Origin of the sequence: Paracoccus alcaliphilus, from assembly GCF_028553725.1 — a bacterium.
GTDB lineage: Bacteria > Pseudomonadota > Alphaproteobacteria > Rhodobacterales > Rhodobacteraceae > Paracoccus > Paracoccus alcaliphilus.
The window spans coordinates 80073-97795 of record NZ_CP067127.1 but is presented as its reverse complement, the minus strand read 5'-3'; the positions used below and the strand labels follow the sequence as shown (position 1 = coordinate 97795).

15 protein-coding genes and 5 pseudogenes are annotated in these 17723 nt (G+C 62.3%); 13 read left to right on the top strand and 7 right to left on the bottom strand.

Annotation, left to right across the window (positions count from 1 at the left end; all coding sequences use genetic code 11):
* Nucleotides 1-99 precede the first annotated feature (99 nt).
* The 5 genes and pseudogenes from JHW40_RS22710 to JHW40_RS22690 all read left to right on the top strand — a co-directional run.
* Nucleotides 100-318 (top strand): MbtH family protein, encoded by a 219-nt coding sequence (locus JHW40_RS22710; RefSeq protein WP_090610398.1) that lies wholly within the window; start codon nucleotides 100-102, stop codon nucleotides 316-318.
* Nucleotides 319-509: 191 nt separating this feature from the next.
* Nucleotides 510-1226 (top strand): thioesterase II family protein, encoded by a 717-nt coding sequence (locus JHW40_RS22705; RefSeq protein WP_170851723.1) that lies wholly within the window; start codon nucleotides 510-512, stop codon nucleotides 1224-1226.
* 101 nt (nucleotides 1227-1327) lie between these two features.
* Nucleotides 1328-1960: an ABC transporter ATP-binding protein gene (locus JHW40_RS22700; RefSeq protein WP_272849156.1), complete on the top strand. Its 633-nt coding sequence runs from the start codon at nucleotides 1328-1330 to the stop codon at nucleotides 1958-1960.
* Between the two features lies 1 nt (nucleotide 1961).
* On the top strand, nucleotides 1962-2849 hold the full coding sequence (locus JHW40_RS22695) for a branched-chain amino acid ABC transporter permease (protein WP_272849074.1): 888 nt from the start codon (nucleotides 1962-1964) through the stop codon (nucleotides 2847-2849).
* Between the two features lies 1 nt (nucleotide 2850).
* Nucleotides 2851-3717 (top strand): annotated as a pseudogene (locus JHW40_RS22690) (branched-chain amino acid ABC transporter permease); the annotation flags it as partial.
* Between the two features lie 8 nt (nucleotides 3718-3725).
* On the opposite strand, the pseudogene JHW40_RS22685 reads toward JHW40_RS22690, so the two are convergent.
* Nucleotides 3726-5107 (bottom strand): annotated as a pseudogene (locus JHW40_RS22685) (IS5 family transposase).
* A gap of 115 nt (nucleotides 5108-5222) precedes the next feature.
* Between JHW40_RS22685 and JHW40_RS22680 the strand changes: the two are divergent.
* A pseudogene (locus JHW40_RS22680) lies at nucleotides 5223-5369 on the top strand (branched-chain amino acid ABC transporter permease); the annotation flags it as partial.
* 69 nt (nucleotides 5370-5438) lie between these two features.
* Here the strand turns inward: JHW40_RS22680 and JHW40_RS22675 are convergent.
* From JHW40_RS22675 to JHW40_RS22650, 6 genes and pseudogenes are all read right to left on the bottom strand, one after another.
* Nucleotides 5439-6908 (bottom strand): hypothetical protein, encoded by a 1470-nt coding sequence (locus JHW40_RS22675; protein WP_090610244.1) that lies wholly within the window; start codon nucleotides 6906-6908, stop codon nucleotides 5439-5441.
* Nucleotides 6909-6962: 54 nt separating this feature from the next.
* Complete coding sequence (locus tag JHW40_RS22670) at nucleotides 6963-7997, bottom strand: GSCFA domain-containing protein (protein ID WP_170851697.1); 1035 nt, start codon at nucleotides 7995-7997, stop codon at nucleotides 6963-6965.
* 1 nt (nucleotide 7998) lies between these two features.
* Nucleotides 7999-8985: a hypothetical protein gene (locus JHW40_RS22665; RefSeq protein ID WP_090610246.1), complete on the bottom strand. Its 987-nt coding sequence runs from the start codon at nucleotides 8983-8985 to the stop codon at nucleotides 7999-8001.
* Nucleotides 8982-9761, bottom strand: a complete 780-nt coding sequence (locus tag JHW40_RS22660; RefSeq protein WP_244519095.1) for a glycosyltransferase — start codon at nucleotides 9759-9761, stop codon at nucleotides 8982-8984. Before JHW40_RS22660 ends, JHW40_RS22665 begins: the two co-directional genes overlap by 4 nt.
* A pseudogene (locus tag JHW40_RS22655) lies at nucleotides 9744-10664 on the bottom strand (nucleotide sugar dehydrogenase); the annotation flags it as partial. The pseudogene JHW40_RS22655 and the gene JHW40_RS22660, both read right to left, overlap by 18 nt.
* A gap of 58 nt (nucleotides 10665-10722) precedes the next feature.
* Nucleotides 10723-12069 (bottom strand): annotated as a pseudogene (locus JHW40_RS22650) (IS5 family transposase).
* A 277-nt stretch (nucleotides 12070-12346) separates the two neighbouring features.
* On the opposite strand from JHW40_RS22650, the gene JHW40_RS22645 reads away from it, so the two are divergent.
* The 7 genes from JHW40_RS22645 to JHW40_RS22615 are packed head-to-tail and all read left to right on the top strand — an operon-like array spanning nucleotide 12347 to nucleotide 17680.
* Entirely contained in the window at nucleotides 12347-13147 is an 801-nt protein-coding gene (locus JHW40_RS22645; RefSeq protein WP_090610248.1) for a GntR family transcriptional regulator, read from the top strand.
* A gap of 2 nt (nucleotides 13148-13149) precedes the next feature.
* Nucleotides 13150-13986 carry a 5-dehydro-4-deoxy-D-glucuronate isomerase gene (gene kduI / locus JHW40_RS22640; RefSeq protein WP_090610400.1) on the top strand — a complete coding sequence of 279 codons (837 nt, stop codon included), beginning with the start codon at nucleotides 13150-13152 and terminating at the stop codon, nucleotides 13984-13986.
* Complete coding sequence (kduD, locus tag JHW40_RS22635; RefSeq protein WP_090610249.1) at nucleotides 13986-14750, top strand: 2-dehydro-3-deoxy-D-gluconate 5-dehydrogenase KduD; 765 nt, start codon at nucleotides 13986-13988, stop codon at nucleotides 14748-14750. The genes kduI and kduD overlap by 1 nt, the downstream gene beginning before the upstream one ends.
* A 33-nt stretch (nucleotides 14751-14783) precedes the next feature.
* Nucleotides 14784-15464 carry an amino acid ABC transporter permease gene (locus tag JHW40_RS22630; protein WP_090610250.1) on the top strand — a complete coding sequence of 227 codons (681 nt, stop codon included), beginning with the start codon at nucleotides 14784-14786 and terminating at the stop codon, nucleotides 15462-15464.
* Nucleotide 15465: 1 nt separating this feature from the next.
* Nucleotides 15466-16116, top strand: coding sequence for an amino acid ABC transporter permease (locus tag JHW40_RS22625; RefSeq protein ID WP_090610251.1), 651 nt, complete (start codon nucleotides 15466-15468; stop codon nucleotides 16114-16116).
* Entirely contained in the window at nucleotides 16100-16828 is a 729-nt protein-coding gene (locus JHW40_RS22620) for an amino acid ABC transporter ATP-binding protein (RefSeq protein WP_090610252.1), read from the top strand. Before JHW40_RS22625 ends, JHW40_RS22620 begins: the two co-directional genes overlap by 17 nt.
* 57 nt (nucleotides 16829-16885) lie before the next feature.
* On the top strand, nucleotides 16886-17680 hold the full coding sequence (locus JHW40_RS22615) for a transporter substrate-binding domain-containing protein (RefSeq protein ID WP_090610253.1): 795 nt from the start codon (nucleotides 16886-16888) through the stop codon (nucleotides 17678-17680).
* Nucleotides 17681-17723 lie beyond the last annotated feature (43 nt).

Sequence of the window (17723 nt, the reverse complement as noted above, 5' to 3'; positions counted from 1 at the left end):
GCCGAAACGCCACATCCCGCACCGCGATCCGGCCAACGGGTCGCAACCTGCGCCTTGCCGCAACGGTCAGGGCATATCTCAACCGAAAAGGACAAGACCATGAGCAACCCCTTTGACGATCAGGACGGTATCTTCCTCGTGCTGGTGAACGACGAGAACCAGCATTCGCTCTGGCCCGAATTCGCCGCCGTCCCCGAAGGCTGGCGCAGCGTCTTCGGCCCGGACAAGCGTCCGGCCTGCATCGACTATGTCGAGACCAGCTGGACCGACATGCGCCCGGCCAGCCTTGTCGCGATGGAAACCGAGAAGGCTGCCTGATCCCCGCGCGGGCAATCCGGCCCGCAACATGCGGGTCAGCGCCAGAGGATCGTCGCCACATGCCCGGCGGCGATCCTCTGGATCGCTCAACGCGCGCCGCCCGCCAGGATGCGCCTCTCCTTCAACCTTCATCAATGCGGTGCCGGGATAGCCGCCGCCATTCCCGCACCGTCGCAAACCCAAGGTATGACATGCAACTTTTCCTGTTCCCCTATGCCGGTGGCTCGTCGCGTTCCTTTCGCAGCTGGCCCGAGGCCCTCTCAGGCTGCTGCGATGCCATTCCCTACGACACGCCCTCGGGCCATCACCCCTTCCGCGATCCGCCCGAGGCCCTGACGATCCGCCAGATGGCCGAGCGACAGGCGGCACGGCTGGCACGGCATCGCGGCCCTTTCGCCATTTTCGGTCACTCGATGGGCGCCCTCGTCGCCTTCGAGACCGCCCGCCGCCTGCGCCGCATGGGGGCGGCGCTGCCCGATCTGCTGATCCTGTCGGCCCATCGCGCCCCGCATCTGCCGCCCATCCATCCGCCGCTGCACAGGCTGCCGGATACCGATTTCGATGCAAGGCTTGCGGATTATTCCGGCACCCCGGACGAGGTGTTGCGGGATGCCGAGATGATGGACCTGTTCCGCCCCTTGCTGCGCCGCGACTTTGCCGCCTGCGAAACCTATCGCCTGACCGAGGAACCGCCGCTGCCCATCCCCGCACTCTGTCTGGGCGGCACCGAGGATCCCGACATCCCCGGCGAGGATCTGTCCGCATGGTCGCGGCATTTCACCGATCCCGTGGGGCTGGGGATGCTGCCGGGCGGGCATTTCTATTTCCACGGCGCCCTCTCTGCGTTGAGCATTCATGTCAAGGGCGCCATGTCGCGACTGGTGTTACAAGACGCCAAAGCAGCGTGATCGTATTCAGCAGAGATGCTCGAAGCAAATAAAGGCTCCCGCCCATTTTAGACCGCATGATCGCGCTGTGAGCTGACCGGGTTGGTGGCCTCTTCCGCGGCATTCCGCGTTCGAAGGTTGCACCCGAGTGGCGGGGCCCGAGCCGCAGGAATGGGAGAGACCAGATGCAGAATAGCACGTCCATCGGGTTGGATGTCCATAAGGCGACGATATCGGTTGCGGCTGCGCAAGGCGAACGCGGCGGTGAGGTTCGGCACGGGGCTCCGTGCCGAACGGGCCCGATCATATCGCAAGCAGGTGATAAAGCCACGCTCTCGGTCGAGGAAAACCTGCTGCTGCCACCGAAGGTGGCCGAGGGCGGGATGTCTGTGGCCGAGATCTATGAGCTGTTTCCGAACCTGTCGGAACGGCGCAATTCGCAGGGCACCAAGCTGTCGGGGGGCGAACAGCAGATGCTGGCGATGGCGCGGATCCTGCGCACCGGCGCGCGCTGCCTGCTGCTGGACGAGCCGACCGAGGGTCTGGCCCCGGTCATCATCAACGCCATCGGCGACGTGCTGCGCAAGCTGAAGGGACGCGGCATGACCGTGGTGCTGGTGGAACAGAACTTCCGTTTCGCGGCCAAGGTCGCGGACCGCTTCTATCTGATGGATCACGGGCGGATGGCGGCCGAGTTTCCGGTCTCGGACCTGCCGGCGCAGATGGACATGCTGCATCGGGAACTGGGGGTGTGACATGACGATGATCTTCGGCATTCCGGTTCAGGCCCTGATGGGACAGCTGCTGGTCGGGCTGATCAACGGGTCCTTCTATGCGCTGCTGAGCCTTGGCCTTGCGGTCATCTTCGGCCTGCTTCGGGTGATCAATTTCGCCCATGGCGCGCAATACATGCTGGGCGCCTTTACCGCGCTGCTGCTGCTGACGGTGGGGGGCGTGAACTACTGGTTCGCGCTGATCCTGGCGCCGCTGCTGGTGGGCCTGTTCGGGGCCATCGTGGAACGCACCATGCTGTCGCGGCTCTATAAGCTGGATCACCTTTACGGGCTGCTGTTCACCTTCGGGCTGGCTTTGGCGATCGAGGGGACGTTCCGCTATTTCTATGGCGCCTCGGGCAAGCCCTATGCGGCGCCGGGGGCGCTGACCGGGGCGGTCAATCTGGGCTTCATGTTCCTGCCGATCTATCGCGGCTGGGTGGTGGTGGCCTCGATGGTGGTCTGTTTCGCGGTCTGGTTCATGATCGAGAAGACCCGGCTGGGCGCCTATTTGCGCGCCGCGACCGAGAACCCGGTGCTGGTCCAGAGCTTCGGCATCAACGTGCCCTTGCTGCTGACGCTGACCTATGCGCTTGGCGCCGGGCTGGCGGGTTTCGCGGGGGTGCTGGCGGCGCCGGTCTATCAGGTCAGCCCGCTGATGGGGTCGAACCTGATCATCATCGTCTTCGCGGTGGTGGTGGTCGGCGGCATGGGCTCGATCCTGGGTGCCATCGTCACCGGCTATATGCTGGGCGTGGTCGAGGGGCTGACCAAGGTCTTCTATCCCGAGGCCTCGAATATCGTGATCTTCGTCATCATGGCGATCGTGCTGATCCTGCGCCCCGCGGGCCTTTTCGGAAAGGATGTGTGACATGGCAGGCAATTCCCAGGCTGTCACCACCGGCGCCGTCCATGCGCGCTCCGGGCAGATCAGGATCGCCTTTCTGGCCGTCGCGCTGATTGCGCTGGTGCTGGCGCCGCAGTTTCTCTATCCGATCTTCCTGATGAAGCTGTTGTGCTTCGGCCTGTTCGCGGCGGCCTTCAACCTGCTGCTGGGCTATACCGGCCTGCTGTCCTTCGGCCATGCGACCTTCTTCGGCGGGGCGGCCTATTTCACCGCCCATGCGGTCAAGGTCTGGGGCTGGTCGCCCGAGGCGGGCATCCTGCTGGGGGTGGTCGGCGCCGCCCTTCTGGGGCTGGTGATGGGGGCCATCGCGATCCGCCGTCAGGGGATCTATTTCGCGATGATCACGCTGGCCTTGTCGCAGATGTTCTTCTTCTTCTGCCTGCAGGCCGGCTTTACCCATGGCGAGGACGGCATCCAGTCGGTGCCGCGCGGGCGGCTGTTCGGGATCATCAACCTGAACGACACGATGAACATGTATTTCTTCGTGCTGGCGGTGTTCATCATCGGGCTGCTGATCATCTGGCGCTTCATCAATTCGCCCTTCGGGATGATCCTGAAATCGATCCGCGAGAACGAGCAACGCGCGATCTCGCTTGGTTATTCGGTCAGCCGCTACAAGCTGGGGGCCTTCGTGATGTCGGCGGCGCTGACCGGGCTGGCGGGGGGCGTCAAGGCGCTGGTCTTCCAGTTCGCGACGCTGACCGACGTGCAATGGCAGATGTCGGGCGAGGTGATCTTGATGACGCTTCTGGGCGGCATCGGCACGCTGACGGGCCCGGTCTTCGGCGCCGGTCTGGTGGTGACCTTGCAGAACTACCGAGTCAGTTCTGAACAACGCGGTTATGCCGCGCCCTGCATCTGAAGTGGTCTGTTAACGACCACGATGATGCCGAGGATGAAGCGGATGACGAAGGCCCAAAAGGCCCTGAGATGGGCGAGGATCTTGCGGATGTTGTGGCCGCAGGCGCAGAGCACGGCGAAGATCGCATCGCCGATCCTGCCCTTCAGGGGGCATCTGGTCAATCTGCCGTCTGATTTCATGTGGCCGATCTCGGGCTCGATGGCGCTGCGCCGTTTGAGGAGCTTCGCCAGCGCCGGGGTGATACCGCGCCGCTGGCCGCTGATCAGGACGCGGGTGGTCTCGATGCCATGCCCGCGATAGCCGCGGTCGACCAGGGCGAGTGTGGGCCTCGTATCGGTCAGGATTTCGACCTGTTCGAGGGCCGGTGCCAGGGTGTGGCCGTCATAGGGATTGCCGGGAAAGCTGCGGGCGCCAACTATGAGGCCGCCAACAAGGGTCGTGGCGAGGCTGACCTTGGTGCCAAACTCGTATCGCACCCGTGCCTTGCCTTTGGAGATGCAATCGACCTCGGGCTCGTGCAGGGAATAGACCTTGTCGCGGCTCTTTGGTCCCTGTTCCAGCAGGCGGCCGACCAGCCAGAGGGCGTCCACAACCCTCTCGCGCAGGGGGCTTTGCGGGATGTCCTGCAGGTGCCGGCGCAGATCGCGACGCACCCGGCCGACATGGCCCTTGAGTTGGCGCAGCGCCTTGCGCATGCGTTTGAACTGGCGGGCATGGGCGTAGCGCCCGACCTGGATCGCCAGCCGCGGTGCAAGACGGGCATAGCTCTGGCGCAGTTCGATCCCGGCCCTCTTCGCCAGACCAACCAGCAGGGCGCGGGCCCGCTCGTAGAGCCGGGCGTCCGTCGGATGGGCGATGTTCTTTTCCATGACCGTCGTATCGACCACCACCCGTTTCAGGACCTTGTCGGTGATCGTCCCGGAACTGCGGCCAGCCTCGATCGTCTTGGTCAACAGCCATTCCACGCGTTCGGCGTGGCCTTGAACCAGTGGCGGCTCACGCCTCACTCACCGATCCTCTTGCGCCAGCGCACCAGCGATGACGGATCAATAGGCGGGCGATGCTGAAAGAAGGTCTCGCCGGTGAAATGCTGGTAGTAGGGGTTCTCGACCCAACGGGCGACCACCGCCTCGTCCGACAGCTTGAACGCATGCTGCAGATACATCAGCCCGGCGATCAGACGCGGAGAAGTCGCCGGGCGCCCCGTCGCCGAGGGGAAGAACCCGGCCCATTCCCGCTCGAAGAACTCCCAGTCGATCAAGCCCGCAAGCTTCACCAACTCGTGGCGCAGATCGATCATATCCACCAGCCTGGGGCGCAGAAGATCATCCTGTTCGGGCGCGCGGGAATGGGGCTTCATTGGCGATCACAAATTGCAGGGTTTCTGCGTCAAGATTACAAAATCCTGCAAGAAAACACCAACAAAACCAACAGATCATCCCACAATATCAAACCGTTCCAGCTTGTTCAGAACAGACTACCTAGCCACATCGGATTTTCCCGTCACCATCATCACCGGCGTCGTCTTCATGGTCTGCGTCCTGCTGTTCCGCCGGGGCCTCGTCGGCGAATTCTTCGCCAGCAAAATCGGAAGAAAACTCGGCTTCCGGGCAGACACGTGAAAACAAAAACCTGAGCGGAAAAAAGGCCGCTGCGTTGTTCCGGCGACGCAGCAAAGCCTGCATATTGGATCAGAGCCGCGCCGGCCCATGCGGCACTTGGACTGGCATGGTCAGGAAAAGGCAGCGCCCGACATCGCGACGCTGATGGGGTCCCAATGGCAAATCAGGCAGCAGCGTCCGGGCGCCCTCCAGCAGGATGAGTTGCCGCAGGCCCGGTTGATCCAGCAGGGGCAGAACGCGGGCAGCCTCGACCCCCTCACCGATCACGACCACGTCCGGCAACGGATCGCCGGTTTCGCCGATCTTGTCCGCAGCGAGGGCGACCAGCGGTGAAGGCGACATCAGCGCGTCCAGCCGTGCCATCTGCCGCCAGACGCCACGATCCGGCGTCAGATGCAACCGGACCAGCCGACGGTCGAAACAGGCCGCCAGAAGCGCGGTCTCGGGCGCCTGAAGATGAGTCGAGGCAGACGCACCCTCCAGGGCTTCGGCCAGCGCGTCGCATTCCTCGGGATCGTAGCGCAAAAGCGAGCCCTGCAAGGCCTTGCGCTCGGGATGACAGTCGCAGATGAGGGCAGCCGCCCGCAGCCCTTGCCGCAGCAACTGACTGACGATCGTGGGATCGGCCGCCCCTGCCCGCCCCGCCTGCCCCAATTCCAGCGGCTGAACCATGATCCCTTCATCTGCCAGCGACTGGTTGGCGCGATGCAGATCCTCGATTTGCGCCGCGGTCAGAGGAATTTCGGGGCAGAATTCGGGTTCCTGCGAATCCGCGAAGGACCGTGCGTGCAGACGGCGGAAGGCATGCTCGATCTCCAGCCGCAGCGGGACCGGAATACCGGCGCAGACGGCGTTCAGACGGCGCTTTCCCTCGACCAGCGTTCCGGATTTCTCGCGGATATTGGAATGCTGCGAGGCCGCCGCATCGGGATCGGTCACGGGCAGCCCCGCGGCTTGCAGGAACCGCGTCACCAGCGGCCCCTCATCCGAGGTGAAAGGGATGGCCCGGATCTGCCCCGCCCCCAGCAGCCCCGCCACATGCCGCAGCCGCGCGGGGTAATCGAGGATGCCCTCCTGCGCCGCGTTCTGCACGAAACGGGCGAAAGTGTCGGTGCGGCTGCTGAATCCGCTCAGCGTGTTTTCGATGTGCCGCGAGCGCAGCCAGTCGAATTGCGGCCGCAGCACCGCCCAGACCTCCAGCGCATCGGCGCTGAAATAGCGTCCCATTGCCTCCAATACGGAATCAGGCTGGTCCGAAAACATGTTCTCGACGCTGAGGACCAGCGTGTGATGCGGGTGGGACGCCAGTTCCTGCTCGAACGCCTGCATGATCTCGTCGCCCTTCAGACCATGCAGCAGCAGCAGATGCCCGGCTGTGCGGCTGTGATCGAAGGGGTTGCTTCGCTTCATGGTGGATAGAGGGAAAAGAACCCCCTGCGCCAGCATCGCATCCCGTTCCGCCTCCAGATAGTTCTGGATCGAGGTGCTGCCGGCCTTGGTCTGTCCGATATGGAAAATGACCCGGCGCGGGGGGCTCATGAAAGGCTCCTGAACAGGATGGAAACTAGATACTCTGGTCTTCAACAAAACAAGTCAGCCGTCGATCCGGCCTTCGTCACAAATCAATTCGATTTCGTCCTCGGGCTCGGCCACTTTTCCCGCAAATTCAACAGCCAGATCACCCGAGAAGAAATGCTGCATCACCAGATCCACGCCGAAACCGTTCACATTGCGCAGGTCGGGTTCAAAGAACATGCCACGGGCGGGATGCGAGGAAATGATCTCATAAGAGGGGAAATAGTGGATGTCGGGATGATCCTCGGCCAGCTCCCCCGCGACCGAGCGAAGGACCGATTTCGACCACGTCGTCGCAACAAGCACATGATTGTCGGTTGCCGTCGCCGCCAGCGGGACGGGCGAGACGGTCAGCAACATCCGGGCGCCGGGATTGACCTGCCGCAACCTGTCCCAGAATTCCTCCATATCGGCGCGGATCTCATGCGCCCGCAGATTGTGCAGCCGATAGGCTTCGGGCCGATAGGTTCCGGCGATCGTGCCCGGCGCGGTCGGAAACATCGTGCCGTCGGCAACCGATTCCCAGCCCTCGGTAAGGCCCATGGTGAAAACGAAAACATCCATCTCGGCGAACATGCGCCGGACCGCCTCCAGATGCTGCTGCCGCAACGCCAGCACCGCCTCGGCGCTGTCCTGCCCGACCGGATCGAGCCCGGGACGCAATGCGTCGAAGAACCGTCCCTGCTTTTCCCAGACCAGTTCCTGCGGGCTACGTTGCCCATGAGCTTCATCGAACAGCTGGATCAGCTGACGCGAGGTATAGCTATTCCCATAGCGGCAGGAAAACACGCCATAGCCCCAACGGCGCGCCTCGGCTTCCGAGGAAAAGACAGGGGGCGCGGGCTCCATATCCATGAAGGCCGCGCCGCGGATGGCAAGATTATTGCCGATATGCTGCGCGAAACAGCTGCCTGCGGTGGCGACGCGATCGGATTTCTTCAGCGGCATCGGCTGCCACAGATCGGCCAGATCGGCGTAATGCCGGGCCCCGACCGAGGCCCGCCAGAAAGCACGTTCCGGCTGGGTCTTGTAGGGATTGGCGGGGGCGGTCATGTCAATGTCCTCCGGCGGTGGCGCCAAGGTGATAGCGTTGCAGCGTCTGCGCAAGTTCAAGGTCCTGCGGGGCATAACCCGCTGTCAACGCCTTGGCTGTGGGTGCCGGTTTCCTGGCGGCGGCGCTGGCCTGCTGGCCTTTGATGGTGTGATAGCTGTCCAGAATGTCCTGTTGCGCAATCGAGGGCGCAGTCAGCGCCGCCCTGAGCCACGGCAGGAAACCGGCACTGGGAACCGCACCACTGTGATCCGGCACACCCCAGTAATCACTGGCCATGCTGAGATTGATGTCCTTGAGGTCCAGCGCGCCATAGACCGCAGACAGGAAGGGTGCGGCGTGGTGGGCGAATTGACGTGTATCGCCGGGGCTCATCAGATAGATGACCGCGTTACGGAACGGTTGTGACGCATAAAGCTTGGTCACATCGACACAAACTTGTTCAGCCACCTCATCCTCGCTCAAATCGGGCCAGCAGATTGAGCAATAGCGCGGGAAGGCCCTGCTCCCACCACCGCGATAATAGAATGGAACCCTAGTTTGCGGGACGATAGGCAGAACTATACTGCCCGGCTGATGAAACCCAAAATAAAGAGACGCAAAACCACCGCCGGAGCTTCCCATAAAAATAACCCGCTCGGCTTGCAAAATATTTATGACGCGTTCAATAAACGACTGCAAAATCGGTTGAGCTGCACACTCATGATCTCCCAAATACCAACCCATCGCAAGCTTTTCGTTTCGAACAATTGTCGGATCAAAGATGGAGATCTGGTGCGCAAATCGGGAAACTGACTTTATGTTTCTCGTGCGACTAAATATCGACCGATCCGTGTTTCTTGCTATTGCACCGTGAAAGGTAAAAATGAGTCGGTTCGTCTTAATGGGTGAGCGCATAAATTTGACATGAATGGGATAGCCATCCTGCTCGAATTCGATCAACCGATCATCAACATTGTCAGAAAGAAGTTCTTGCAAAGGCACATTCATGATTTCTTCATTGCCTCGATAAGCTTCAGATTTGGCAGCACAGGCAGGCGATTTTCACCATCGAAATCCCTGATGACATCACGGGCCACCCCTTCGAGAAAGTCAAGATGCGCCTCGATCGAGAAGTTCTTGTGATGATCGAAGGCACGGGATGACATTTGCAGATAATCCTGATCCGTCAACCTGTTCAAAGCGGCCATTACACTGGGACCGGACATATCGTCCAGCAACAAGCCGCAGTTTCCGGAGCCAATCAATTCCGCTGGTCCGGGGGCATAGCTTGCAGCCAGAACGGGAACACCATATGAAAACGCTTCCAAAACTGCGTTCCCAAAGGATTCCTTCTTTGACGGCATAATGAGAATTTTAATTTCAGAGTATATCTTGTCTTTATCTTCGCAATTATAGATAAAATCGAATTGATCAACAACTCCTCGACTCACCGACAGTTCTGTGAATTTTTTCAACCCCGGAGAATTTTCTCCGTCAGTTGTAAATATGAGAATGGGTGGATGATTTTTCTTTTTCAGCTCGCCAGCAATGTCTATAAGTCGCCCACAGTCTTTCGCGTGGAAATCTATCCTGCCAACGTAAGCAAGATGAGTATTTTTTGTTAGGCTGTAAGAATTATTACTTCTTACTGCGACTGGAGCAAAGCCCTTAACCTGCCCATATATTCCAAGCTGCTGTTGAAATGAAATGTCAGCATCTGAAAAAGAAATAATGCGCGAGGCTTTGTGCCCGCCTACACGCACCGGCAGATCCTTGTCGATCATCGCCCGCACCAGACGACGCGAGACCTCGCGCGGCATGCCGTCATTGATCTCTCGCGACATGCGGATGATGTCGGGGATATGCCCAGCCTTTTCCGAGCGGTGCAGCAGGTAATAGGGATCGACCCCGATACAGTGCCCGCCAACCAGACCCGGCTTCAGCCGCATGAAGTTCCACTTGGTCGAGGCCGCCTCGATCACGTCCGAAGTGTCGATCCCCAGCCGCGAGAAGACCATCGACAGCTCGTTGATCAGCGCGATGTTCACGTCGCGCTGGGTGTTCTCGATCACCTTCGCGGCCTCTGCCACGCGGATCGAGCTGGCCTTGAACGTGCCCGCCGGAATGATCGAGGCATAAAGCCCGTCCACGAAATCGGCGATTTCGGGGGTCGAGCCGGATGTGACCTTGATGATCTTGGTGATGGGACGCGCCTTGTCGCCGGGATTGATTCTCTCGGGGCTGTAGCCCGCGAAGAAGTCCTGATTGAAGCGCAGGCCCGAGACCGACTCGATGACCGGGATGCAGTCATCCTCGGTCGCGCCGGGATAGACGGTCGATTCATAGATGGCGACATCGCCCGCCGAAATGACCTGCCCCACCGTCCGCGAGGCCGAAATCAGCGGCGTCAGGTCCGGCTTGTGATTGTCGTCGATGGGCGTCGGCACGGCGACGATATAGACATTGCAGGACCGGATATCGTCCAGATCCGAGGAATAGCTGAGCCGGGGCGACACGCCAAGGTCGTCAACCTCGCCAGTGCGGTCGGTGCCCGCGCGCAATTCCGCCACCCGCTGCGCCGAGATGTCGAAACCCACCGTGTCGTAATGCTTGCCGAACTCCACGGCCAACGGCAGGCCGACATAGCCAAGACCGATGACAGCGATACGCGCCTGGGATGGTTTCATCGTAAATCCTTCTGATCGGAAACAGGTCGTGCTTACTTAGTCCGGTCTGAACAACCTTTCAGGCGGCGATTGTGGCGGGGATGCGGGGCTTTTCCTGTCCCAGGATCGCAGCGAGCATCTGAAGGAACAGAGACAAAAGTGCTCTGAGATGGGCGAGGATCTTGCGGATGTTGTGACCGCAGGCGCAGAGGACGGCAAAAACTGCGTCGCCGATCCGGCCTTTCAGCGGGCATCAGGCCAGGCGCCCGTCCATCTTCATGTGACCGATTTCGGGCTCGATGGCGCTGCGCCGTTTCAGGAGCTTGGCCAGTAATGGCGTGAGGCCGCGTCGCATGCCGCTGATCAGGACCTTTGTGCTGCTCACGCCGTGGCCGCGATAGCCGCGGTCGACGACGGCGAGGTCCGGCAGATGGTCGGTCAGGATGGCGACCTGCTCCAGTGCAGGTCCCAGGGTGTGGCCGTCATAGGGATTGCCGGGAAAGCTGCGGGCGCCGACAACGAAACCGCCATCGATGGTGGTGGCGAGGCTGACCTTGGTGCCGAATTCGTATCGCACCCGGGCCTTGCCCTTGGAGATGCAGTCGACCTCGGGCTCGTGCAAGGAATAGATCTTGCCCTTGCTCTTCGGGGTCTGCTCGAGCAGGCGACCGACCAGCCAGAGCGCCTCCAAGATCCTGTCGCGCAGGGCTCCCTCGGGAATGTCCTGCAAATGCCGGCGCAGGTCCCGGCGGATCCTGCCGGCATAGCCCTTGAGCTGGCGCAGGGCCTTGCGCATGCGTTTGAATTGCCGGGCATGGGCATAGCGCCCCACTTGGGCGGTCAGCCTTGGCGCAAGGCGGGCGTAACTCTGGCGCAACTCGATCCCGGCTTCTTTCGCCAGGCCCACCAGCAGCGCTCGGGCGCGCTCGTAGAGGCGCGCGTCCGTCGGATGGACAATGTTCTTTTCCATGACGGTCGTGTCGACCGCCACGCATTTCAGGCTCTTGTCGCTGACCATGCCTGATGCCCGGCCTGCCTCGATGGTCTTGCTCAGCAGCCATTCCACGCCTTCCTCGCCGATCCGCTTGCGCCAGCGCACCAGCGAGGAGGGATCGATCGGCGGGCGATGCTGAAAGAACGTCTCACCGGTGAAATGTTGATAATACGGGTTTTCGACCCAACGGGCGACCACCGCCTCGTCCGACAGATGGAAGGTATGCTGCAGATACATCAGCCCGGCGATCAGGCGCGGCGAAGTCGCCGGACGGCCCGTCGCCGAGGGAAAGAACCCGGCCCATTCCCGTTCGAAGAACTCCCAGTCGATCAGTGCCGCAAGCTTCACCAACTCGTGGCGCGCATCGATCATATCGACCAGTCGGGGGCGCAGAAGATCATCCTGTTCAGGGGTGGGAGAATGGGGCTTCATCGGTGACCTGAAATTGCAAGGTTTCTGGCCAAAGCATACGAAACCCTGCAATCCAAAGCGAACAAAACCGAAGCTTAATCATGCAAAATCAATGCCGTAAGGGTTATTCAGACCGGACTACTTACCGGCCAACCGCCGCGCCGCTTCGCTCTACAACCTCAGGTCGGCGCGCTCAACCGGGTGGTACACATTTTCCCATCCCTGTGATCCGGATTTGTCGCGGTCTCTTGTGCAGTTACTTTAATACTAGTATTGAAGTAATACGAGGAGGAGGCCGATGGCGAATCATTCCAAATTCGAACTGATCCGCGAACCGGCGGGCGAAGGTGCCGCCGGGGGGCGCAGGCCGCGTTCGGTTCAGGGGGTGTCGGATATGTCGCGCAGGCGGGCCTCGATCCCGCGCACGGCCAATCTGATCTACAAGGATCTGCTGGACGACATCGTCACCATGCGGCTGCGGCCCAATGACCGGATCTCGGAAAAGGACCTGCTGGAGCGGTTCAGCGTCTCCAGAACGCCGCTGCGCGAGGCGATCCTGCGGTTGGCGGATGAGGGGCTTCTGGTGATCTTTCCGCAGGTCGGCACCTTCGTCGCCCGCATCCCGGTCCGGCTGCTGCGTGAATCGATCATGATCCGCCGGGCACTGGAACTGGTGCTGGTCGAAGCCGCCTGCGAAAAGCGCGGCAAGTCCGACATCGCCGCGCTGGACCGGAACCTGCTGCAAATGGAACGCCTCAGTTCCACCAGCGGGCTGGAGGAATTCCACCGCAACGACAATGAATTCCACGCATTGATCGGCGGCATCGCCGACTATCCCACGGTCGTGGCCACGACAGAACACAGCCGCACACAGATCGACCGTTACCGGGTCCTGACCCTGCCGCAGAAGGGCCGACTGGATCGTGTGCTGGACGAACACCGGGCCGTGCGCGACGGCATCGCCGCCGGCGACCCCGCCGCCGCCTGCGCCGCCATGAGCCACCATCTGGGCCAGATGCTGGACGAGGTCGAGGCGCTGGAAAATCTGGACCGCGATTATTTCTACGACGACCGCGACAGCGACAGGACACAGCCATGACCATGACAACCGAAATCCGCCAGGCCGTTCATCCCCAGATGGCCTGCGGTCTGGACAGCGACGGGCTGCGCCAGCATTTCCTGATGGAGCGGCTGTTTGCCGGGGGCGAGATCCGGTTGACCTACAGCCATGCCGACCGCCTGATCATCGGCGGTATCGCGCCCGAAGGAACCGCGCTGGAACTTCAGGCGCCCAAAGCCGTGGGCCAACCCACCTTCTTTGCCCGGCGCGAGGGCGGCGTCATCAATATCGGCGGGCCGGGCCGGGTCCGGCTGGATGGAACGGACCATGACCTGCATGGTCAGGCCGCACTGTATATCGGGGCCACGACCGCCTCGGCGCGGTTCGAAAGCCTCGATCCCGCCGATCCGGCGCTGTTCTATCTGCTGTCGGCCCCGGCCCATTCGGCCCTGCCCAGCCAGTTGATCGGCGCGGACCGGGCCAACCGGCTGGAGCTGGGCGATGCCGCCACCTCGAACCGGCGCACCATCCTGCAATTCCTGCATCCCGACGTGATCGAGACCTGCCAGCTGACGATGGGCGTCACCCGCCTGCATCCGGGCAGCGTCTGGAACACCATGCCCACCCACACCCACGACCGGCGCTGCGAGGCCTATCTCTATTTCGATCTGCCGCAGGATCAGCGGGTGTTTCACCTGATGGGAGAGCCGGACCAGACCCGGCATATCGTCGTCGCCAACCGGCAGGCGGTGCTGTCGCCCGGCTGGTCGATCCATTCCGGCGCGGGCACCTCGGCCTATTCCTTCATCTGGGGCATGGCGGGCGACAACACCGATTTCACCGACATGGACCATCTTCGCATCGAGGAACTGAGGTAATGACCCTTCCCCCAAATCCCTTCGACCTGACCGGCAGGGTCGCAATCGTCACCGGCGCCAATACCGGCATCGGACAAGGCATCGCCGTCGCGCTGGCGCAGGCGGGCGCGGATATCGTGGCTGTCGGCCGTTCGGCGATGGACGACACTGCGGCGCAGATCGCGCCGACCGGGCGGCGCTGCCACGCGATCCGCGCCGATCTGTCCACCATCGCGCCGGTGGCCGGGATCATCGAAGAGGCACGCGATACCTTCGGGCGGCTCGACATTCTGGTGAACAACGCGGGCATCATCCGCCGGGGCGACTCTGTCGATTTCACCGAAGCCGACTGGGACGCGGTGATAGATACCAACCTGAAATCGCTGTTCTTTCTGTCTCAGGCGGCGGGGCGGCACATGATCGCAGAAGGCAATGGCAAGATCATCAACATCGCCTCGCTGCTGTCGTTTCAGGGCGGCATCCGCATCCCGTCCTATACCGCCTCGAAAAGCGGGGTCGCGGGGCTGACGCGGCTTCTGGCCTGCGAATGGGCGGGAAAGGGCGTCAACGTGAACGCCATCGCGCCGGGATATTTCGTCACCAACAACACCACCGCCCTGCGTGAAGACCCCGGCCGCAGCGCCGAGATCCTGGGCCGCATCCCCGCCGGACGCTGGGGCGAGCCCTCGGATATCGGCGGGGCGGCGACATTTCTGGCCTCGCGCGCCTCGGATTATGTCCACGGGACGGTGCTTACCGTCGATGGGGGCTGGCTGGCGCGCTGATCGCGCCACCGGCGGGAGGGGAGGCCCGGACAGGTGAGATACGAATTCAACTTCATCGCCCTTGCGCCCTATTGGGAGGACTTCCTGTCCGGTGCGTGGGTCACGATCCAGCTGACGGTCGCATCGGTCGTCTTCGGGCTTATCATCGGCGTGCTTTGCGCCGTGGCGCGGCGGTCGCAATCCGTGCCGCTGCGGACAGTCGCGGGCGCCTATGTCGAGACGGTCCGCAACACGCCCTTCATCGTGCAGATCTTCTTCATCTTCTTCGGCCTGTCCTCGGTGGGCATGCGGATGCCGATCCTGATCGCGGCGATCTTCGCGCTGGTCATCAATGTCGGCGCCTATACGGCCGAGATCGTGCGCGCCGGCATGGAGGCCATTCCCGAAGGGCAGATCGAGGCGGCGCAGGCGCTGGGGCTGTCGCGGTTCCAGATCTATCGCGACATCATCCTGATGCCCGCGATCGAGAAGGTCTATCCGGCCCTGACCAGCCAGTTCATCCTGATGATGCTGACCACCTCGATCGCCTCGCAGATCTCGGCCGAGGAACTGACCGGCGTGGCCAACAACATCCAGTCGAACACATTCCGCTCGTTCGAGACCTATATCGTCATCGGCCTGCTGTATCTGGTCGTCACCTTCCTGATGCGCGGAACCTTCTGGGCCATCGGCCTGTGGGCCTTCCCGCGCCGTCGCAAGCTGGGGATGGCCTAGGATGGACGGTTTCACCTTCGCGCATTTCCAGTATCTGCTGAACGGGCTGGGCTGGACCATCGTGCTGTCGCTCTGTGCGCTGGTCCTTGGGGCCATCGGCGGCTTTGCGATCATGCTGGGGCGCATCTCGGGGCGGCGCTGGCTGCGCAACTGCGCGCTGGCCTATGTGCAGCTGGTGCAGGGCACGCCGCTGCTGATCCAGATGTTCCTGATCTATTTCGGGCTGGGCGTGATCGGGGTCGAGGTCCCCGCGCTGGTCGCCGCCGCGCTGGCGATGATGCTGTATTCCTCGGCCTTTCTGGGCGAGATCTGGCGCGGCTGCGTCAATTCCATCGCCCGCACCCAGTTCGAGGCCGCCGAGGCGATGGGCATGACCCGCTGGCAATCGCTGCTGGACGTGATCTTGCCGCAGGCCGCGCGCATCGCCACGCCGCCCACCGTGGGCTTTCTGGTCCAGCTGATCAAGAACACCTCGCTGGCCTCGGTCGTGGGTTTTCTGGAACTGACCCGCGCCGCGCAGGTCATCAACAATTCGCTGTTCCAGCCCTTCCTCGTCTTCGGGATCGCCGCCTGCCTGTATTTCGCCGTCTGCTATCCGCTGTCGGTCTGGAGCCGCTCACTGGAAAGGAAACTCAATGCCGGCCGCCGTTAAACTTGAAAATGTCGTCAAGCGTTATGGCGCGCTGGAGGTGCTGAAGGGCGTCAGCTTCGACATCCAGCCCGGCGAGGTCGTGGCGCTGATCGGTGCCTCGGGGTCGGGCAAATCCACGGCGCTGCGCTGCATCAACCGGCTTGAACGGATCCAGCAGGGCCGGATCGAGGTCTGCGGGCGCGAGGTCAGCGACGAGGCCATCGACCTGCGCGCGCTGCGGCAGGAAGTCGGCATGGTCTTCCAATCCTACAACTTGTTTCCGCATATGACCGTCGGCCAGAACGTCATGCTGGCGCTGCGCCGCGTCAAGAAGATCGCCCGCCCCGAGGCCGCCGAAATCGCCCGCCGCGTGCTGACCCAGGTCGGGCTGGGCGAGAAATACGACAGCTATCCCGAGCAACTGTCGGGCGGCCAGCAGCAGCGCGTCGCCATCGCGCGATCGCTGGCGATGCAGCCGCGCGTGATGCTGTTCGACGAGGTGACCTCGGCGCTGGACCCGAAACTGACCGGAGAGGTTCTGCGCGTCATGGAGGATCTGGCGCGCGGTGGCATGACCATGGTCGTCGTCACCCACGAGATGGCCTTTGCCCGCCGTGCCGCCAACCGCGTCATCTTCATGCATCAGGGCAATGTCCACGAAAGCGGCGATGCCTCGATCCTCAGCGATCCGGCGACGCCGGAACTGCGGGACTTCCTTGAACACGATCTGTGAAGCCCGTGCCCAAACCGGCCACGAAAAAGGCCGGTCATTCAACAGGAGGAGAAAACCATGACCATCACCCGTTCCCTGTCGCGCCTTTGTGCCACGGCTGCACTGGCGCTTTGCGCCGCCGCGGCACCCGCGCTGGCCGATCTGCAACAGATCAAGGATGCCGGGCGCATCCGTATCGCCGTCGCCATGGGCATCCCGCAATATTCCTATATCGACGGGCAGATGCAGCCGACCGGATCGGATGTCGAGACCGCGAAGCTTCTGGCCGAGGACCTGGGCGTGCGGCTGGAGCTGGTCGAAATCACCAATGCCGCGCGCGTGCCCACGGTCCAGACCGGCAAGGCCGATCTGGTCGTCTCGGCGCTGGGGATCACCGATGAACGCAAGCAGGCCATCGACTTTTCGGTGCCCTATGCGACGCTTGCGATCATCGTCGCGGCCCCCGAATCCGAGGATATCGCCGGCTATGAGGACCTGACCGGCAAGCGGATCGGCGTGACCCGCGCCACCACCAACGATCAGGACATCACCGCCAACACCTCTGGCGCCGAGATCCTGCGATTCGAGGATGACGCGACCCTGATCACGGCGGCGGTGTCTGGGCAGCTTGACATCATCTCCAGCCAGTCGGCGGTTCTGGGCGGCGTCAACGACAAACGCTCGGGCAATCCGCTGGAAACGAAGTTCGTGCAGAAGGAAACCAATCTGGGCATCGGCATCGCCAAGGGCAATCCCGAGCTGCTGGAATGGACCAATGACTGGGTCAGGACGAATTTCGACAATGGCCGCCTGCGCGAAGTCTTTACCGAATTCCATGACCGCGATCTGCCGGACGATCTGACCTCTCGCTGACCCTCGCCGCCGCCCCGGCCATCGGCAGCCGGGGTGCGGCACC